This window comes from Vibrio sp. 10N.239.311.G01 (genome assembly GCF_041465805.1).
GTDB lineage: Bacteria > Pseudomonadota > Gammaproteobacteria > Enterobacterales > Vibrionaceae > Vibrio > Vibrio crassostreae_C.
Genome location: NZ_JBFSRM010000001.1, coordinates 270,324 through 289,258, shown reverse-complemented (window position 1 = coordinate 289,258; position 18,935 = coordinate 270,324). Strand labels below are relative to the sequence as shown.

At 44.5% G+C, this 18,935-nt stretch carries 19 protein-coding genes and 1 tRNA gene; 3 read left to right on the top strand and 17 right to left on the bottom strand.

Annotated features, from left to right (window positions below; all coding sequences use genetic code 11):
- Positions 1 to 55: 55 nt before the first annotated feature.
- Complete coding sequence (locus AB6D06_RS01235) at positions 56 to 991, top strand: pyridoxal-phosphate dependent enzyme (RefSeq protein ID WP_229647088.1); 936 nt, start codon at positions 56 to 58, stop codon at positions 989 to 991.
- Positions 992 to 1,216: 225 nt separating this feature from the next.
- Complete coding sequence (locus AB6D06_RS01230) at positions 1,217 to 1,954, top strand: dienelactone hydrolase family protein (protein ID WP_050643811.1); 738 nt, start codon at positions 1,217 to 1,219, stop codon at positions 1,952 to 1,954.
- A 75-nt stretch (positions 1,955 to 2,029) separates the two neighbouring features.
- Here AB6D06_RS01230 and AB6D06_RS01225 read toward each other — a convergent pair whose 3' ends face one another.
- The 6 genes from AB6D06_RS01225 to AB6D06_RS01200 form a co-directional block, all read right to left on the bottom strand.
- Positions 2,030 to 3,283: a D-amino acid dehydrogenase gene (locus AB6D06_RS01225; protein WP_372100496.1), complete on the bottom strand. Its 1,254-nt coding sequence runs from the start codon at positions 3,281 to 3,283 to the stop codon at positions 2,030 to 2,032.
- A 226-nt stretch (positions 3,284 to 3,509) separates the two neighbouring features.
- The gene (locus tag AB6D06_RS01220; RefSeq protein ID WP_136973584.1) at positions 3,510 to 4,436 is read right to left on the bottom strand and encodes a LysR family transcriptional regulator; all 927 of its coding nucleotides are present in this window, start codon (positions 4,434 to 4,436) and stop codon (positions 3,510 to 3,512) included.
- A gap of 249 nt (positions 4,437 to 4,685) precedes the next feature.
- Positions 4,686 to 5,900: a sodium/glutamate symporter gene (gene gltS, locus AB6D06_RS01215; RefSeq protein WP_017062061.1), complete on the bottom strand. Its 1,215-nt coding sequence runs from the start codon at positions 5,898 to 5,900 to the stop codon at positions 4,686 to 4,688.
- A 254-nt stretch (positions 5,901 to 6,154) separates the two neighbouring features.
- A tRNA-Ser gene (locus AB6D06_RS01210) sits at positions 6,155 to 6,245 on the bottom strand.
- Between the two features lie 180 nt (positions 6,246 to 6,425).
- Positions 6,426 to 6,875 (bottom strand): L-alanine exporter AlaE, encoded by a 450-nt coding sequence (locus AB6D06_RS01205; RefSeq protein ID WP_017062062.1) that lies wholly within the window; start codon positions 6,873 to 6,875, stop codon positions 6,426 to 6,428.
- A 248-nt stretch (positions 6,876 to 7,123) separates the two neighbouring features.
- On the bottom strand, positions 7,124 to 9,577 hold the full coding sequence (locus AB6D06_RS01200) for an ATP-binding protein (RefSeq protein ID WP_372109834.1): 2,454 nt from the start codon (positions 9,575 to 9,577) through the stop codon (positions 7,124 to 7,126).
- A gap of 171 nt (positions 9,578 to 9,748) precedes the next feature.
- Here AB6D06_RS01200 and AB6D06_RS01195 point away from each other — a divergent pair, with 171 nt between their 5' ends.
- A complete protein-coding gene (locus AB6D06_RS01195; protein WP_017062064.1) occupies positions 9,749 to 10,318 on the top strand; it encodes a UPF0149 family protein in 570 nt (189 codons plus the stop codon).
- A gap of 75 nt (positions 10,319 to 10,393) precedes the next feature.
- Here the strand turns inward: AB6D06_RS01195 and AB6D06_RS01190 are convergent, their stop codons facing one another.
- The 11 genes from AB6D06_RS01190 to cydX form a co-directional block, all read right to left on the bottom strand.
- Positions 10,394 to 11,425: a potassium channel family protein gene (locus tag AB6D06_RS01190; protein WP_017063519.1), complete on the bottom strand. Its 1,032-nt coding sequence runs from the start codon at positions 11,423 to 11,425 to the stop codon at positions 10,394 to 10,396.
- A gap of 174 nt (positions 11,426 to 11,599) precedes the next feature.
- Positions 11,600 to 12,661 (bottom strand): quinolinate synthase NadA, encoded by a 1,062-nt coding sequence (gene nadA, locus AB6D06_RS01185; RefSeq protein WP_017062067.1) that lies wholly within the window; start codon positions 12,659 to 12,661, stop codon positions 11,600 to 11,602.
- Between the two features lie 209 nt (positions 12,662 to 12,870).
- Positions 12,871 to 13,653: a tol-pal system protein YbgF gene (gene ybgF / locus AB6D06_RS01180; RefSeq protein ID WP_017062068.1), complete on the bottom strand. Its 783-nt coding sequence runs from the start codon at positions 13,651 to 13,653 to the stop codon at positions 12,871 to 12,873.
- Between the two features lie 33 nt (positions 13,654 to 13,686).
- Positions 13,687 to 14,229: a peptidoglycan-associated lipoprotein Pal gene (gene pal, locus AB6D06_RS01175; RefSeq protein WP_017062069.1), complete on the bottom strand. Its 543-nt coding sequence runs from the start codon at positions 14,227 to 14,229 to the stop codon at positions 13,687 to 13,689.
- A gap of 113 nt (positions 14,230 to 14,342) precedes the next feature.
- The gene (tolB, locus tag AB6D06_RS01170) at positions 14,343 to 15,695 is read right to left on the bottom strand and encodes a Tol-Pal system beta propeller repeat protein TolB (protein WP_372109833.1); all 1,353 of its coding nucleotides are present in this window, start codon (positions 15,693 to 15,695) and stop codon (positions 14,343 to 14,345) included.
- 12 nt (positions 15,696 to 15,707) lie between these two features.
- Positions 15,708 to 16,775, bottom strand: a complete 1,068-nt coding sequence (gene tolA, locus AB6D06_RS01165) for a cell envelope integrity protein TolA (RefSeq protein ID WP_017062071.1) — start codon at positions 16,773 to 16,775, stop codon at positions 15,708 to 15,710.
- Between the two features lie 13 nt (positions 16,776 to 16,788).
- The gene (tolR, locus tag AB6D06_RS01160; RefSeq protein ID WP_372100492.1) at positions 16,789 to 17,232 is read right to left on the bottom strand and encodes a protein TolR; all 444 of its coding nucleotides are present in this window, start codon (positions 17,230 to 17,232) and stop codon (positions 16,789 to 16,791) included.
- A 3-nt stretch (positions 17,233 to 17,235) separates the two neighbouring features.
- Entirely contained in the window at positions 17,236 to 17,919 is a 684-nt protein-coding gene (tolQ, locus tag AB6D06_RS01155; protein WP_017062073.1) for a protein TolQ, read from the bottom strand.
- Complete coding sequence (ybgC, locus tag AB6D06_RS01150; RefSeq protein ID WP_017062074.1) at positions 17,909 to 18,346, bottom strand: tol-pal system-associated acyl-CoA thioesterase; 438 nt, start codon at positions 18,344 to 18,346, stop codon at positions 17,909 to 17,911. The genes tolQ and ybgC overlap by 11 nt, the downstream gene beginning before the upstream one ends.
- Positions 18,347 to 18,518: 172 nt before the next feature.
- Positions 18,519 to 18,821 (bottom strand): cyd operon protein YbgE, encoded by a 303-nt coding sequence (gene ybgE / locus AB6D06_RS01145; protein WP_017067532.1) that lies wholly within the window; start codon positions 18,819 to 18,821, stop codon positions 18,519 to 18,521.
- Complete coding sequence (gene cydX, locus AB6D06_RS01140; RefSeq protein ID WP_000270284.1) at positions 18,814 to 18,921, bottom strand: cytochrome bd-I oxidase subunit CydX; 108 nt, start codon at positions 18,919 to 18,921, stop codon at positions 18,814 to 18,816. The genes ybgE and cydX overlap by 8 nt, the downstream gene beginning before the upstream one ends.
- Positions 18,922 to 18,935 lie beyond the last annotated feature (14 nt).

Here is an 18,935-nt window from a genome sequence, read left to right as displayed (position 1 = left end):
CAGTCCTATTTGAACTATAAATGCTGGCTCTGAGTCAGCATTTTGTCTAAGTGCGATGAAACTAAATAATAGCCCTGTAACTCAACATCAATACAACGAGCACACCTTTTTCTTAAAGCGTGACGATCAGCTTCACTCCCACTTTTGCGGCAACAAAGCCAGAAAGTTCATGAAGCTACTGGAAGACGATAGCCCAAACACCACCACTCTAATAAGCTATGGTTCCGCTCAGGCTAACTCCTTGTTCTCACTCGCCGCACTTGCGAAAATCAAAGGCTGGACGCTTGAGTTTTACGTCGACCACCTGCCTCAATGGCTACAAGAACGCCCACTCGGCAACTACCGTGGCGCTATCGATCTCGGGGCTAAGGTTATTTCAGTCAAAGAAACAGGCTCTGAGCTTCATCCACAAGAGTATATTGAGCAAGTAAGACAACCTGACTCACAATGCATTGTGTTACCAGAAGGTGGACGCTCTCAGCTTTCTGAATACGGCGTGAAGCAACTGGCGATTGAAATACTCAGCTGGACGCGTTTCGAAAACAAACACGATTTCGTGGTAGCACTTCCAGCAGGCACAGGCAGCACAGCTCTGTATCTGCATAAGCATTTAAAAATGCACAACATCCCAGTGTTAACTTGCGCTTGTGTTGGCGGCAGTGATTACCTAACACAGCAGTTCAATGAACTCGGCGAAACCGATCACCCGCAGATATTACCACTTAAAGCCAAACACCACTTTGGTAAGCTTTACCAGCAGGACTATCAAACTTGGTTGGATCTGCAAGAACAGACGGATATTGAATTCGACCTGCTCTACGACCCATTGATGTGGCAATGCCTAGAGCAATGGCAAGAAGAGAACCCAACAAAAACCGTCATCTATATCCACCAAGGTGGCATCTTAGGTAATGAGTCGATGTTGCCGCGCTATCAACGTAAGTACCCAGAACTTCGAAGTAGTCACACCGCTGATAACGCTACTTGGTAGTAATCCGTTCTTTTCTACTCTAATACCCCCCGCGTTTCTGCGGACCTGAGAATTTCTCAGCACATCATGAACAGCCATCGCACTCCCTTTCGATGGCTGTTTATCAGTAATCGCCACCTGCTATCCCTGCCATACATTTCAAGTTAGAGACATAAATCTGGCGAGAATCATCGCGTTATCTATACTTTCGATTGGAACGTCAATTGTCATCGAAAGGAATTACGCATGCGAAAACTCACTACGCTCGGCCTGTTTTCAGTTTTACTGCCCTTCTCTGCGATTTCAGGAGAAAACGTCACTTATCAAGTCGATGGGATGGATTACGAAGGTTATTGGAGTGAAGCCAGTGACCAAGCGCCTTTGGTACTTCTAATACACGATTGGGATGGCTTAACCGATTACGAAAAGAAACGTTCTGAGATGCTCAACGAACTCGGTTACAACGTGTTCGCCATCGATCTATTTGGTAAAGGCATTCGCCCGACCGAAGTGAAAGATAAAAAGCAACACACAGGCGAGCTGTATAAAGACAGAGAAAAAATGCGTGCGCTACTTAGCGCGGGAGCAATGGAAGCGAAAAGGCTTGGTGGTAACTTAGATAACAACGTGATGATGGGTTACTGTTTTGGTGGCGCAGCCGTTTTAGAAGCCGCTCGTGCGGGTATCCCATCGAAAGCTTATGTTACCTTCCATGGCGGTTTATCGACACCAAAAGGGCAAGACTACTCTGAGACAAAAGCTCCTGTTGTCGTGTTCCATGGCACAGCTGACGCCATGATCTCAATGGAAGATTTTGGCAGCCTCGCCGCTCAACTTGAAACAACCAAGGTTCCGCATGAAATGATCACCTACAGTGGTGCGCCACATGCCTTTACTGTATTCGGCTCAAACAACTATCAACAAGAAGCTGACCAAAAATCGTGGGATAGATTTACCCATGTGCTAGAAACCACCACCAGATAATCTTCTCCCTCAGAACCCATAACCCCATTCTAAGGCTTAAGAATGGGGTTGTTTAATTATCACTGCATCATCTCACTACAAATAGCGGTGGATACTTAAGTCATCAGTTTTAATATCACTAGCTGAGCCACTGACCACGCTTGCCAAGATCTTTCCTGAGCCACATGCCATTGTCCAACCTAATGTCCCATGTCCAGTATTTGTAAATAGGTTCTTGATAGGCGTCTTTCCTATGATAGGCGTGCCATCTGGCGTCATTGGTCTTAACCCAGTCCAGTATTCGGCTTTAGAAAAGTCCCCCGCTTGTGGGAAAAGATCTTTAATCACCATATCAATCGTGGCTTTGCGTTTTTCTGGAATCAGGTAATTAAAACCCGCAAGCTCGGCCGTACCCGCGATACGAATACGGTCATCAAATCGCGTCATCGCTACCTTGTAGGTTTCATCCATCACAGTCGAGGTTGGTGACTTATCTGCATTCACGATCGGTAGTGTTAACGAATACCCTTTCACTGGATAAACCGGGATAGACAAGTCGACTTGTTTCAACAGTTCTCGAGAATAGCTTCCTGAAGCAACCACATAAGCATCCGCTTTGAACTCGCCTTGAGTCGTTGTAATACTCTCAATGGTTTGATTCTGATGATTCAAACTTACCACTTCGGTATCAAACACGAACTGAACGCCGAGTTGCTTGGCTTTCTCAGTCAGGATTAAACAGAACTGATGACAATCACCGGTTTCATCGTGTGGTAAATACAGACCGCCCACCAGCTTGTCTTTAACGTCTGCTAAGCCCGACTCCACTGACAGACACTGTTCAACATCAAACAACGAGTGTTCGATTCCACTCTCTGTTAACAGCTTCATATCCTGCTGAATAGCATCGAGTTGCTTCTCGCTTCGAAACACTTGTAGTGTCCCTTTTTGCCTACCTTCGTAAGCCAGTTGTTCACTGGTTCTTAGATGAGTGAGACACTCTCGGCTGTAGTTAGCGACTCGCAACATGCGCGATTTATTCTGTGCGTACTTGGCTTCATTACAGTTGGCAAGCATCTTAGTCGCCCAAGACATTAACTCTGGAGAAAGAGAAGGCTTCACTTTTAGGGGAGCATGCTCTTGGGTTAACCACTTCATCGCTTTCAATGGAATACCAGGCGCTGCCCATGGTGAAGAATAACCGTAAGAAATTTGCCCGGCATTCGCAAAGCTGGTTTCTTTACCACTGCTATCTTGACGATCAATAACCGTGACCGAGTGACCTTCTTTTGCTAAATACCATGCGCTGGTCAATCCAATAACACCACTGCCAATTACAATAACTTCCATTATCTTCCCCTAATGCCCGACAAAGACAGAATCTGTCGAACACAGCTGTCAGTCTAAAACTCGTTTCGTTAATGATTTGTAACTTATTCCGCACATGTTGACTTAACAATAGAGTAATCGTTGACAAAAACTCAATTCAGCTTAAAAACGAATTCGGCAGTTTGAAAGTGTGATATTGGCGGTATTTGAAAGCTTAGGTAGGAGTCGCTAAGTAAATCAACTAAGCCTAGATATTGTAAGCGTCATGGCTTAAGAAAGTGGCGTTCTCGAGTAAGAAATCCAACAAGGTTTCGGCTTGTAGCGTAAGTGCACGGCCTTTCAAAGATTGAACCTTAACCGTCGCCTTCGATAGCATCTCCAACTCGGTCGCAACCACTTCAATCTGCCCTGACTTTATTTCATCGATCACAGTGAGCTTAGGCATAAAGGTGACGCCCAACCCTGCTGAAACGAAGTTAGTCAGTGCCGTGACTGAGTTAGTTTGAAGTTTTGGCTGCAAGGTAAGATGGGAAATTTGTTCAGCCTGCTTTACCAGCCTCCCCATACCGGTCGAGTTATCGATCAAGGCGAGAGAAGCGTCTTGAATATCTTGCATTACCACTGGTGCATCTTTCATCGTAAGGAAGTGCCCCTTCGGAGCAATCAATTCGAGCGGATGACTACGCTCGACGTGTGAATGCAGTTTAGGATGAGGTGCAGACGCATAGGTGATCGCGAAATCTATCTGTTGATCTTCTAACATTTTCACGGCATCCAATGCACCTGCAATTTCAATCGATAAATTGATATCAGGGTATCGAGCCATGAAGGTTTGCATCGGTTTAGAGACCAAGTTAGTAATAAATCCTTCTCCAATCGCGATGCTAACATTACCGCCCTTGAGGTTTTTAAGCTTGGTTAGTCGAGCAAGCACTGCCGCCTCTCCACGAACAATGGAGCGATAGTAGTTCAACAGTTCGTTCCCCGCCTCAGTCAGCAGAGATTGGCGGTTGTTGCGCTCCCATACTTTCATTTCCGCTTGCGCTTCTAACTGTGTCAGCATTCGACTCATCGCGGCAGGGTCAACGTTCATCATCTTAGATGCCTTACGTAACGACCTGTATTTTGATAACGCGTTTAAGTACTCGAGAGCACGGATATTAAAGTGGTGCATTCAACTTCCTTGTAATTCAACTGACACTAATCAAGCGTCTCACAATTTTGCTGCGAACACGTATCCCAATTTATCGAGATCGGAATTGCGCTTACTAACTTGTGCACCGAGTCACTTCAAGGCATTACATCAAAGGTTGATATACGTGTATTTTTTGCTGTAGATAACACAAAGGCGACAACTTTCGTCATCGCCTTTGTGGTCATTATCCCGATGTAAACCTCAAGCAGTCAATAACCGGTCACTTCACTACAGACCAACAAAGAAACTGATCACTAGCGCATTAATCAAATCAACAAAGAAACCACACACTAATGGCACCACAATGAACGCTTGTGGGCTTGCGCCATAGCGGTGAGTTACTGCGGTCATGTTCACAATTGCTGTTGCGGTCGAGCCTAGAGTGATACCACCGAAGCCTGAACATATCACCACAGAATCGTAGTTTCTTCCCATCAAGTAATAAACGACAAACACAGTAAACAACAGGGAAAGCAAGATCTGGATACTCATGACAACAGAAATATAGCCAAACAGTCCATCGAGATCCCAGATACGCAACCCCATCAATGCCATGGTCAAGAACATGCCTAAACAAATATCAGAGATCATCGCTAAGCCTTTGCGGCCTTGAGCGATTTTCTCTTGTGTACGACGCTTCTTAAACAATGCACGACCGACGTTTCCGATTAAGATACCAGCGATTAAACAGCTAACGAATAACGGCAGTTTTAGGCCCATAGAGTCGATAACTTCACTCAAGCTGTAACCCAGCATTAGTGTTAAGTTAAGAATCAACCACGCCCATAGAACGCCGTAGTGACTAAGCTCTGTTTTTGTTTCACTCTCTTGGAATGCACCAACCGTAACCTCTTCTTCATTAGAAGGGCTTACTTTGTGTTTATTGAGCAGGTAGTTCGCAATCGGACCACCAATCACACACGCTGCAATTAAACCAACCGTGTTTGAAGCGACACCAAGTTCGAGCGCGTTAGCAATACCAAACTCTTCCACAAACATTGGCGCCCAAGCTAACGTTGTGCCTACGCCGCCTATCAAGCTAACAGACCCAGATAGCAAGCCTGCTTTCGCATCCATTCCAAAGCCAGAAGCGACTGCCATTCCGACTACGTTTTGCAACACGATAAAAATGGCAGCAAGACACAGTAGGATGAACAACGGTCGCCCGCCTTTAATCAGTGTTTTAATATCCGCTTGGAGCCCGATGCCAGCAAAAAAGTAGAGAAGCAAAAAGTCTCTGACATCTAGGCTAAAAGTGATTTGGATTTCAAAAATATAGTAAAGCGCCGCTACGGTCGCTGCGCAGACAAAGCCACCAATCACAGGCTCTGGCAGTGAATACTTTCTTAATACTTCAGATCGCTCGATCAAACCTTTACCGATAAACAGTAATGAAATCGCGATCGTAAAAGAGAGCATTGGAGAAACTAGGGTTTCTGTCATGAGGTTATGGATTCCTAATAGTTAGATTATTCATAATATTGCGTACTATTAATAATCTAGGTTCACGCCAAAAAATCAAGCGATTATCTATGATAAAAACACCTAATATGGTTAATTCTGCGACGGTATTAATAGAGATTATAACTATAAAGCAATGATTAAAGGAACGGATATTAGGGAGGTATACAGATGAGGTGGGATATAGAGGCTCTAAAACGAGAAAACCCCAGCATTTCTGCTAAGGTTTTGAATAGTGGTGGAAGGATGGGGATTTGAACCCCAGATACGCTATAAACGTATACTCGCTTTCCAGGCGAGCGCCTTAAGCCACTCAGCCATCCTTCCACAAATTGTGTGTTGAGCATGTCACTCAACGAGGCGCTACTTTATTGATTCTGCTTGCTTTGGTCAAGGGGCATTCTCAAAAAAAGTGCCTTTTTCGGTTTGTTCGATTACAAATTAACTCATTAGATCAAAAACAAACCAAATTTCATTCTTTCGCTGCACTTACGCTTGTTGCTTTTCTTAAGCTTGTTGATAGTAGCCAGGAACTCGAAACCATTTACGACACATATCGAGGAAGTAGCCGTAAAGTACGCCCATACCGCACGAGATAACTGCATTACTGGTGACAGCCGTAACGATCTGGTCGCCTGAAGCACCCACTGCCAACAAAATACCCGCATACACTGGAGACTGGAATAACACGTATGCCATCAAATCAGACAAGTTTTTCATCAATGAGCTTTCTGAAAGTTTTGCACCATTGCGTAAGAACCAATCACGAAAAACGCCATAAGGCCAAGCGATAGCAATGTTTACAGGAATAGATAACGTTCGAGAAGCAAGAGATTGCTCAAACGTCATACCAGAAATAAACACTTCTACGATCATGCCAGAAATAAAACAGAAAACGACCATAGCAAATGTATCCGCAGCTGCGTTTCGAATACAAAATGGACCACGAGACTTCATTGACGACAAACCTAAAATATATCACTGCTTAATTAGTGATTTAGTAACATATAAACAAGGCACATTTGCACCTCACCAGATAATGTCGCTATTAAATCACAAGATTAGTAGTCATACACTCCAAATTAAAAATCAAGTTGTAAATTAACAACCAAAAACCACTTTAAAAGCAGTCACTTTCACCAAAAAATCCAACCAAGGTCAAATATTGGACAGCTCGTCATTTACTTACCGTAATTAAACAACATTTAAGCCATAGGTAGATTTACAGTAATGATATTAATGACATCTTGTGTAGGTGGTGATCCTAAAGCAACCTGCTCTAACGCTTTATCGACTTGTTCAGTAAGTTCCGCGTTGTTCATAGCTTCAACGTGGACACGTAGGCTCTCTAGTGCAAATTGAATCAGTTCTAGGTTGTTGTCTTCTAGCGCCACATACAACGTCACTAACAGCTCTTCAGTGTTATCTTTGTTGCGAAGATCAGGTTTAGGCAGTGACTCGCTTTTACTTTTCGAATCGTGTGGTTTTACGTCTTGGCTTTCGAGCTCATCCGCTTTTACTTCATGGTATTGATAAAGCTTATTTGAATAGCGGAACAAGGCATCATCCAGTTCACACTCGTCAATCGGCTTAGCAATAATATAATCCACACCTGCCCCCAACATACGCTCACGAGTCTCTTTAAAGACATCAGCCGTACAACCAAACACCAATACCGATGACACATCGCCTATCAAAGCACGAATAGCAGTGGTTGATTCAACGCCATCCATCACAGGCATATGGTTATCCATGAGCACCAAATCAAAGCGCTCAGCAACCACGGCTTGTATCGCAAGTTCACCGTTTTCGACGCTCTTACAGGTAAAGCCTTTACTGCTCATGAAGGCTTCAATGATCACCGTGTTAGTTCGGTTGTCCTCGACGATCAGTACCTTTAAGCCAGAGTAGTCCAACTTCTTATGTGGCAAACTCTCGATTTCTCCTGGCTGACATGGCTGAATCTTCAAGCGAACATCAAAACTCGTGCCTATCCCTTCTTCACTGGTGACGGTAATACTGCCATCCATCAACTGGGCAATTTTCTTCACAATCGCGAGGCCAAGGCCAGTACCGCCAAAACGCCTTGTGGTCGAAGACTCCGCTTGTTCAAACGGTTTAAAAATACGCTTCTGAGCTTCTTTAGAAATACCAATTCCGGTATCACGAACTCTAATGCTCAGATAGGTATCACTCCCCTCTACAACTTCTTTCAGGTACACCTCAACAAAGCCTCTGGAGGTGAACTTCACCGCGTTGTTCAATAGATTAAACAAAATTTGGCGAAGGCGAGCTTTATCTGAGAAGTACCAACGACCCGAAGTCACCTCAGAGTACACTTTGAATTGAAGCCCTTTCTCGGAAGACAATGTGTAGTAAACACTGTTAATACTGCCGATGATCGAATCAAGCGGGAAACGCGTTTCATCAAGATCCAACCTGCCCTGCTCGATCTTCGAGAAGTCTAAGATCTCGTTGAGTAGAGTCATCATATGATCGCCGGACTCATACAAGCTCTTAAGATGCTTCTCTTGTTCAGAATTTAGAGGCGTTTTTAATAGGATTTGAGCGGTACCCAATACCCCATTCATCGGAGTGCGAATTTCATGTGACAAGGTCGCAAGGAAAGCGGTTTTTGCATTGGTGGATGCCTGAGCTTTAACCTTTTCCGCTTCGAGATAAATGGTCTTTTCGTTGAAGGTTTTAATCAAATGGCCGATTTCGTCATCACTCGGGTAATCCACATCAATGATTTCGCCGGCTTTCGAGCTATCAACCTGTGCTGCAATCCTTGTGATTGGACTAATCAAATAACGGTTCAATAAGTAATACCCCGCCATGACACAAAGTAGCAATAGCGGAACAATACCACCTTCAATGCTCATCACCTGACGAAACACTTCGTCTTCTACTCGTGATTTGGAGTTCACCACATCCACTTGCCAGCCGAAATCACCAAATTGATTGCTACTGATGTAAATGCCTTCAACGAGATTAAAGTTATGCGAAACCAACACTTGGTTAAGCTTATCTCTGAGCGTAATGCCAAGGTTGTATTCTTCGGCGTGGTTCTTGATAAAACCAAGCAGCTCTTCGAGCGAGAGATCCACCGTGGCAACACCGGCAAAAGTACCGTCGTAATAATAAGGGGAAGACGCCGTAATCATTCGAACGTGTGTGTATGGGTCGATATACACATCGCTCCAAGAGATCGTTCCTTGTTTTTTGTTGACGACAGAGGTGTACCAATACTCTTCTTGATAAGGGGCATTTTTGGGGTTGTTGTAAGAATATATCTGATCGATTCTTCCATCGTCGGCTTTATTAAAAAAGTAACTGTTGAGAAGCTTTTTAGAATCGAGCGCATAAGGTTCAGGCCAAATACCGGCACTGACAATTGTATCGTCGCTCGCCGCCAACATGGACTTAAATAGCGGAATAACATCATCACCATTGCGATGTGCTTGAGCAAACCCAACGAGACTGTCTACAAAGCCTTGAGAGCTGCTGAGTGGCTCTGTAATCAATGCGGATAACAGTTGCGTACGCAAGTCGAGGTTTTGTTGTAATTTGGCGCGCACAGGGGATTCTACGACGTAATACGTCACACTACCGACAATGGCAATAAACATCGCAAGGTATAATCCAAGCGCTACCATGCTTTTTTTCTTTAAAGACGACCGTATCTGCATAATTCTTTTATTGTTTTCTTTTCTGTTAAACCTAGTGTTTATCATCCATGACATCAAGCCTTTTTAGATTGAAGCTTGATTGGCACAAGTTCATTGGTACTATAAGCGCAAATATGTTCCCTTTTACGGTACCTCACTTTGACTTTACAAGATATTCTTGCGCTTCCAGAGTTGGAAGGAAAGCTAATCACAGAACACAAAACAATGGGCTTTGTCACTGCAATGGCAGCGGCACCGAATGTGTTAACCCCGCATGAGTGGCTACCGTTCTTATGGGGTGGCGAAGAAGTCGCACCTTTTACGGATGGTGAACAGCTAGAAAGCTACATTGAAGTTATCATCGAGCTTTGGAATAAAACCCGCCCAGAACTGATTGAAGGGACTTGGGTTTGGCCTGAAGCTTGTCAATTAGACGACGAAGAAGTGGTGAACACTGCCGCTCGTGATTTTTGTGAAGGCTTGCTTCAAGGCTGGCAGATTGCTCGCGACGATTGGGAAACACTAATGCCTGAAGAGAGCGAAGATAACGCACTCGTTGGCGGTGTCCTGCTGTCACTGAGCATGCTTTACGATCCAGAAACGTCAATTGCTACGCTTGCAGAGCAAGGCATCGAAGGCCTAGAGCAGTTCGAAGAGATCTTTAACGCTGTTCCTGTGATGCTTTGCGGACTAACGCAGCGTGGCATTGCACTGGCTGAAGCTCAATAACAGTTAGCTTTATACAAGCCAAAAGGCCTCATTATGAGGCCTTTTTTAGTTTTCAGACGAAATAAAATAGTCGCTTTAGAAGCCTTTCCAATCGAAGTCATCAATTCGCTCATCAGCAATATAAAACAGCTTAGTGCCACTGCTGACCACTTGATCTAACTCTGGGTTGAGTTCAATACCGCTCCCCGTATCAATGGCGATCAGAGTTGCTTGATACTTCTCTTTAAACACTGAGAAAATAGGCGCGACGGTGACAGACTCAGCGTCTTCAGGGAAATACGTTGAATACTGTGTCATGCCTCTTGTTGAGCTCAATAATTCTTGGTGAAGCGCACTGGAACCTGGGTCTACCGCAGCCTTTGCTAGCATCTCAGCACCCACCGCTGGAATACATTCTGAGTTAGGGCAATGCTTGTGTAACAAATCGCTCAGCGCTTCATCTTTAAAGTAAACAAGAAGATGCGCTTTAGGGTTTCGGTTGGCACAGTAAAGCGCCGCAGATAACGTAATGTCGTCTTCTGGGTTATCAATCAGGATGCAACTTGCAGACTCAATGCCCGTTTTCTCCATCTCTTTGCCATCGGTGTAGCTGTTTACTTTGACGAAATTGATTTCACCGGGTAACGGGTTCTCGATATCTGAACGCGTACATAGCACGATTGGTCGTTTACCCGTTTCTTCGTGTTGTAGCATGCGGATGAGATGAATGGTTCTTTGCTCATTCCACCCCAACATCAAAATGTGGTTGTCCACTCTAACTCTCCTTTTTCCTAGCAAGCCCGCTCGCCAATATTCAACACCTTCTGTCGCCACTTTACCGAGCAACGCGGCAAAAAGGCTCAACCCGCCTGGAATCACAAATAGAATAACGATCCACTGCCCCGCTACCGTGGTCGGTGATAAATCACCATAACCAACCGTAGAAGCCGTCACCACCAAGTAGTAAGCGAATACGGTAACCGAACTGGTTAAATCTGTTTCACCCGCCAAATACAGCATCGACCACGATAAAGCGATGTAGCCAAGAAAAGTGAACAGTAAGTTTTTGCCATTCAAAACAAAGATGTTTGCTTTGATCCAGCGTTTGAGTTGTAACCAGATTATCATTCGAGCCTCTAATCTTTTCCTCTTACTTACATGCTAGAAAAAATACGCGATATCAACAAGATGTATCATCAGAAAAAGATACATGACCACAAGATTGATATTGGCGGCCTATACGCGATACAAAAAAACCAGCACTATTGGCTGGTTTTTTTATTGGTTAGATAAAAGAACGACTTACGCGTTACCTTTTACCTGCACATTTAACTGCTCTGCAAAATCTAGCATGCGGTTCAATGGAATAAGAGACTTCACGCGTAATTCGTCAGAAACGAAGATTTCGTGTTGCTCACCACCATTCTCAAGCGCGTTTTCAATCGCTTCAAGGCCGTTCATTGCCATCCAAGGACAGTGTGCGCAGCTACGACACGTTGCACCAGCACCCGCTGTCGGCGCTTCAATCAGCTCTTTTTCAGGAACCAATTGCTGCATCTTGAAGAAGATGCCTTTGTCTGTCGCAACAATCATCTGTGGATGAGGCAGCTCTTTTGCTTTCTTGATCAGTTGGCTTGTTGAGCCTACAGCATCAGCCAGTTCAACCACGCTTGCTGGTGATTCTGGGTGAACCAAGATAGCCGCTTCTGGGTATACCGATTTCATTTTCTTCAAAGCATCAGCTGAGAACTCATCATGAACGATACACTCACCTTGCCAAAGCAACATGTCAGCGCCAGTTTGATTTGCGATGTAAGAACCTAGGTGACGGTCTGGCCCCCAAATAATGGGTTTGCCTTCAGCGTCTAGGCTTTCAACGATTTCTAAAGCGATGCTCGACGTAACTACCCAGTCTGCACGAGCTTTAACAGCTGCAGAGGTGTTCGCGTATACAACCACAGTGTGGTCAGGGTGAGCATCACAAAATTCTGTAAATTTGTCAGCTGGGCAGCCAAGATCAAGCGAACATTCAGCTTCAAGTGTTGGCATTAAAATGCGTTTTTCAGGAGTAAGAATCTTTGCAGACTCACCCATGAAACGAACACCAGCGATGATCAAAGTGCTTGCTGAGTGACGGTTACCGAACTTAGCCATCTCTAATGAATCGCCAACGAAACCACCAGTTTCTTCTGCCAGAGCCTGAATTTCAGGATCGGTGTAGTAGTGTGCAATTAGAACTGCATCTTTTTCTTGAAGTAGTTTTTTGATGTTTGCGATGTGGGCCTGTTTCTGAGCGTCGCTCAATGGAACTGGCTTAGGCGGAAACGGGTAAACTGTATCGATTTTATCTAGTATATGACTCATTGCTCTTGCTCTACGCAACTTCTTCCGAGAATCCGAGTATTCTACACAGGACAGCGATTGGGATCAAAAAGGATTGGTTGCAAGCGGTGACTAGCTAATGCTTAAAACGCATAAACAAGGCGATGTGTTGTCATCACTAGCAAGAGAAGTAAACACTAAACGGAAGTGAACAGGTATAAAAAAGAGGCGCCTAAGCACCCCTATTTTGGTTATAAGTGGGTTTTGGCCACTTTAGCCGAAGCACTGTTTGGGTGCTCGGTTACGACTTGTTGGTAATATTTCTTAGCTTGCGTCGCGTTGTTGTTGCGCGCTGCTATGTCACCAAGCTTAACCAGTGCATCTGCTCGCTTGTTTGAGTCTTTGTACGACACAACAGCAGCGAAGCTCTTCACGGCTTCTTTATCTTGCTTCTTAGCGAAATAAAGCTGACCTAACCAGTAATGTGAGTTAGGTGTGAAGGTAGAATCTGGGAAGTCTTTTTGAAACTTTTGGAATGCAGCGATAGCACCCGTGTAGTCTCGTTGCTTTAGAATCATATCTACAGCATTTTGATAAGCAGTTTGCTCATCCACATCAGTACTGAACGTACCAGAAGCGTCTTTAGAGCCTTCGCTCGCCGCCACTGCTACCGTTGCTGTTCCTGCTGCTTTCACCTCGCCTCTTACGCGATCCAGTTCAATGAACAGTTCACGCTGACGCTCTAGCATTTGCTTCATATCGTAGCTGTTTCGTTCCAGATCACCACGAAGTTCACTGATCTCCAGTGCCATGTCGTCGATTTGCTGTTGCATTTGAAGCTGAACGAGATTGCGATTTTGAAGCAGGCGCTCTAAACGCTCAATATCTGATTCGTTAGATGCTGATCGAGAGGAAGATGATGAATTGGTTGCGGTGCTATTGAGATCGGATACTGGAGCTGGTGCAGCGAACGCGGTGTTCGCTGCACTTGCCAGTAACGAAAGCAAAATGACTCGCTTTGTGTTACTGAACATGAGGCAATTCCTCAATTATATAGTCTACTAAAATTAGTAAACTAGTACTGCGCGACGGTTTTTAGCGTACACATCTTCAGATTGACCTAGAAGAAGTGGCTTCTCTTCACCGTAGCTTACGATAGAGATTTGGTCAGCTTGAACACCTAGAGCTTGTAGGTATTTCGCTACAGCTTGTGCACGACGCTCGCCAAGTGCGATGTTGTACTCAGGAGTACCGCGCTCATCAGCGTGACCTTCGATAGTAACGTTCATGTCAACGTTCTTAACTAGGTATGCTGCGTGAGCTGCTAGCATTTCTTCGTAATCGCCAGCGATAGTAGAGTTATCGAATGCGAAGTAGATTGTTTGAGTTTCACGTAGCGCTTGCTCTTTAAGCTCTTGCTCAGACAGTTGACCGTTAGCGTCAATTGGCGTTACAACAGTTGTGTCTACATTGCCTTCTGAACCTGAAGTTGTTTGGTTGCTTTCAGTACCAGATGTTGCAGATGTTGCTTCATCAGTTGAGCTACATGCCGTTACTGCCATCACTGGTAGTGCAATCATCAAGCCTTTAAGAACTTTGTTAAGTTGCATCTTTTTTTCCTTACGTTATCAAACTTAGTTTCTACAGCGACTAAGAGTGCTATAGATAGTTAAATGCCACAATAGTTAACACTATCAATAGCTAAAAGAATATGTAATTTTCCCTAGAGGAACGGTGACCATGCAGGCGCTCTTACGCGTCCGTTAGTTGCCGGTAATCTAGCTTTAAAACGTCCATCGATAGAAACCATCGATAGTACATTTGTTTTGTTGTAAATAGAGCTATAGATAACCATACCTCCATTCGGTGCAATACTTGGAGACTCATCTAACAATGTTTTTGTTAGTACCTGAACCGCACCGGTTTCCAAATCTTGCTTAGCCAAGTTAAAACCTGAGTTGCTGCGATTCACCATGATCATGAATCGACCATCAGGAGTGATCTGGCCACCTAAGTTTTGGCTACCTTGCCAAGTAATACGAGAAGTCGAATTATTGGACAAATTTACATTATAAATCTGTGGTTTACCACCACGATCCGATGTGAAAATAAGAGACTTGCCATCTGGGTGCCAGAATGGTTCAGTATTATTCGAACGGCCGCGGGTAATTTGAGTCAGCTTACGGCTAGCAAGGTCAAGTGTGTACACCTGAAGGCTGCCCGTTTTCGACAATACCAATGCCAATGTTTTACCATCTGGCGAGAATCTTGGCGCACCATTGTGACGAGGGTATGACGTCACTTTCTCACGTTCACCCGTGTAAATATTCATGATGAATATTTCAGCTTGGCCATTCTGGAAGCTCACATAAGCTAGCTTTTTGCCGTCTGGTGACCATGCTGGAGACATGAGAGGCTGCTTAGAACGAAGTACTAAACGCTCGTTAAAGCCATCGTAGTCAGCAACACGAAGTTGATACGGGTACTTGTCTTTATCGTTCACTACCACGTAAGAGATACGAGTTAAGAACGCGCCTTTCTCACCAGTTAGCTCTTCATACACTAGGTCTGAGATACGGTGTGCGTACTCTCTCAAGCGATTACCAGGAACCGTAGCCTTCTTATTGAATAGAACGTGATCTTTAGAAAGCACTAATTGGGCTTCATCACTCAGCGCACGACTTTGTCCTTTGGTCAGTTGACCACGAACAATGTCGATCAATTGGTAATTCACCACATACTGCCCTTCGGCATTTTTAGTGATACTACCGGTAAGCAATGAGTCAACACCTAGGTTAGTCCAAGCATCAAAGTTAACCTCAGTTTCGCTGTAAGGCGTTTGAGGCATTTTGCTTGTCGCAACTGGGCTGAATTTACCACTGCGCTGTAAGTCAGAAGCGATAACCGCTGATACATCGTGTGGCAATGGCTCTGAGCCTTCCCAACGGAAAGGTACAATAGCTATAGGTCTTGCAGAGTTAATACCGTCTGTAATAACCAGCTCCAGCGCTGCATGTGCAAACTGGCTGCTTGTAGCTATTAAGAAAACAAAACTCAGTAATAGTTTCTTTAACACAAGTTCGTCCTTTTACTCTGGTGATACAGTTAAGTTAATGTCTTTCAGTGAGTTCACAATGTCTGGGTCTTTAGGCAACGGGTAAGATTGTACTTGTGCCACCGCACGCTTGGTTGCTGCACATAAACGGCTATCGCCATCTAAGATACTCAAACTACCCAATATCGCGTTAGAGCCCGTTGGAATCAGCTTAAGGTTCACTCGACATGAGCGTCCTCGATAGCTGTCTTCTAACAACAGGTTCTGTTGAATCAGTTGGGTATAGATAGCCCCGTAACGTTGCGCTTCATCAGTGATAAATTGTTGTCTTGCTGAAGAGTTTTGAGTCGCTTCCGTTTCAAGCCCAGCAAAGATATCGTTCAATGCGGCTTCTTGTTGTTTACGCTCTTTTTCTGCTTTTGCTGCAGCTTCTTTTGCCTTACGGGCTTTCTCTGCTGCGGCTGCCGCTTCTTTCTCTTTCGCTATGCGTTGCTTTTCCGCGAGTTCAGCGGCTTCTTTCTCTTTACGAGCTTTGTCTGCTGCCTCTTTCGCTGCTTTTTCTTTTGCCACGCGTTCTTGTTCAGCTTTTGCGATTGCCGCTTCTTTGGCTTTACGCTCGTTCTCGGCTTTCACTAACGCAGCTTCTTTTAGCTTACGGTCAGCTTCGGCTTTAGCGGCTTTCTTTTGCTCTTGCTGTAAACGCGCTTCTTCAGCTTTGCGTTGTTTCTCTTTCTCAACTCGACGCTTTTCAGCTTCACGAGTTGCTTTAGCTTCTTTCGCTTGCTGTTCTTTTAGCTTGCGAATATTTTCTTCTTCAGCTTTACGATTCTTTTCAAGTCGTTCGCTTTCACGTCTTAGTTTGTCAAGACGCTCTTGCTCTTTCTTGCTTGCCGCTTCTCTTTGTTGACGAATCTGTTGAGCTTGCTGGCGAACCAACTGAGGATCAATCACCACTGCTTGAACCATCTGCCCTGTAGGCTTTGGCTCTGACATCGTGAAATCCGCCCCCCAAATGAGCGCAACGAATAAAATGACGTGCAGCCCAAGAGAAATAAGAAGCGGTGATCTGAAATTATTGGATTTTTTATTATTCGCTTTCATGAATGCTACGGAGCTATTCCCTTATATCCGTTAAAAGGCCAACCTTTGGCACACCTGCACGGCTTAATTCATCAAGTAATAAAACCACTTCAGCGTATGGCGTTGCGGCATCACCACCAACCGCCACTGGAGAGTTTGGCTTCAGAGACAACTCGGCTTTCACACGGACGATAATATCTTCCATTGATAAGCCACGCTGTACTTCTTCGTCATTAACGCTCAAGCCAAGTTCACCGTCTTTGTTCACTTCAACGATGATGAAACTTACATTGTCGTCACCCAGTAGGTCTTGTGCCGATTTAGCCGTTGAAGCCTGAGGCAATTCAACGTCAACGCCTTGAGTAACAAACGGCGAAGTCACCATAAAAATGATCAGCAAAACAAGCATAACGTCGATGTAAGGTACAACGTTAATCTCTGCTGTCATTTTGCGTTTTTTAGGTTGGTATCCAGCCATCTATTATTCCCTGCCAGCCATCGCTTGACGGTGAAGAATACTGTGAAACTCTTCAGAGAAAGTCGCGTAGTTGTGTTCTAGCTTGCCTACTCGGCTGCTGAAGCGGTTGTACGCCATTACCGCTGGAATCGCAGCGAATAGACCCATTGCTGTTGCGATCAGTGCTTCTGCAATACCAGGAGCAACCATTGCGAGCGTCGCTTGCTTCACTTCACCTAATGCGATGAATGAGTGCATGATGCCCCAAACCGTACCAAATAGGCCGATGTATGGGCTGATAGAGCCAACGGTCGCCAAGAAAGGTAAGTTAGTTTCTAGTTCATCAACCTCACGAGCAACGGCAACGCGCATCGCACGGCCAGTGCCTTCCATAATGAAGTCAGGTGATGTTGCATTCGATTTACGAAGGCGAGCGAACTCAGTAAAGCCTGCGTAGAAAATTTCTTCAGTACCAGAAAGCTCGTCTTTGCGTTTGTTGCTCTCTTGGTACAGTTTTGCAAGATCAACGCCTGACCAAAATTTGTCTTCAAACACTTCTGTTTGTTTAGAAGCTTGAGATAACACTTTACTTCTTTTTATGATCATCGCCCAAGAAACAACAGACATGCCCATAAGAGTCAGCATGACCATCTTAACTAGTAAACTAGCTTCTAAAATTAGGCCTAAGATTGAGATTTCAGCAGTCACTATTCGTTAGCTCCGTGAGAATAAATGTTGGCATTGCTTTGGGTTTCATTTTTTGATTATCGATACATGCTACCTTAACCATTGCTTTACACAATGCCTTGCCATCAGGATTTACGATCTCTTGACAGAAGACCAAGGTAGCTCGCTTCAACTCGTAAATATTTGTAATGACTTGTAAAGAATCATCAAGACGCGCGCCTTGAATAAAATCAATGTCCATATGTCGGACTACAAAACCGATGTTTTGTTCTAACAATACTTGCTGAGAAACGCCAATTGAGCGCAACATCTCAGTTCGAGCGCGTTCGAAAAACTTAAGATAGTTTGAATGGTATACAACGCCACCCGCATCGGTGTCTTCGTAATACACAGTCACTGGCCACGTAAATAGCTTAGATAATCCCTGCAATTTGCTACCACAATCCAAAACGATAAAGATCTCACTATAACCTAACTCCTTATCATTAATAGTATATCGCTGTGAATTTTTTGATTTGAGAGACGAAAAAAAAGGCCATCTGTATAAGATGACCTCTTTTTGGCTAAAAACCCAACAAGTATAAAGGCTCACGTTGTTATGAACCTAAATCCTTTGCCTTTTATAGAAGGCGCAGCGTCGTTAGGTAGAGCAAAATTGTGAGTGAAACATATGGGCTAAACAGTAGCTGCCACATCCAAGCTCTTGGCTTAAATCCGATACCGTAAACCATGCTTGAGCATACTGCCCAAATGAACATTGGCCCGATGATCGCGTTAAAGCCACCGATGCTTGTCGCATACGCTTCAGGATCCCACATCACTAAACCCACATGCATGAAACCCAATACTAGGGATAAGGCTCTAAGCAGAGTCTTATCCATTGGTTGATGCAGCTTAGCGATTTGCTCTGCGAGATTACTCACTGTCTTTGTCCATCATTTCTGAATGCTCTAGCCATAGAGCATTGATGATGCCGAATGCACATGCTAGAAGTACACCCAAAATCCATGCGAAATACCACATAAAATTTCTCCTAA